Annotated in this window: 1 protein-coding gene; it reads right to left on the bottom strand. The window is 60.5% G+C overall.

Annotated features, from left to right (window positions below; genetic code table 11):
- Positions 1-474: MFS transporter (locus tag FJV41_RS55635; protein ID WP_141649608.1), on the bottom strand; the 474-nt coding region annotated here is incomplete at both ends.

Here is a 474-nt window from a genome sequence, read left to right as displayed (position 1 = left end):
GTCGTAATAAGCAGCGTGCCGATAAAACCGGCGATACCCATTGTCAGCAATATCAGGGACAGACCAGAAGGACTGACCTGGGTCACCGTCTCCAGAAACGGTCGCACATAGGTAAATAAGGTAAACTGTCCCATAAAGAACAGTCCGCAGGCCAGTAATCCCAGGGATAGCGTAGAAAGACGGAACAGACGCAGCACCGATCCCTGCCGCTGTGGTGCGCGCGGACTTTTCATCGACGGCAGGCTAATGCATTGCCAGACGAAGGCCAGCACCGCCAGCGGGACAAGACATAAAAAGGCGCCGCGCCAGCCGACGGTGGCCCCCAGGTAGCTGCCCAGCGGCGCTGCCACAACGGTGGCCAGCGCGTTGCCGCCGTTAAAGATGGCCAGTGCGCGGGGGACCTGGCGTTGCGGCACCAGCCGAATGGCCGTTGCCGCCGACATCGACCAGAAGCCGCCGATGACGATCCCAATG

This window comes from Myxococcus llanfairpwllgwyngyllgogerychwyrndrobwllllantysiliogogogochensis (assembly GCF_006636215.1).
GTDB classification, from domain to species: domain Bacteria; phylum Myxococcota; class Myxococcia; order Myxococcales; family Myxococcaceae; genus Myxococcus; species Myxococcus llanfairpwllgwyngyllgogerychwyrndrobwllllantysiliogogogochensis.
This window is presented reverse-complemented; position numbering and strand designations above follow the sequence as displayed.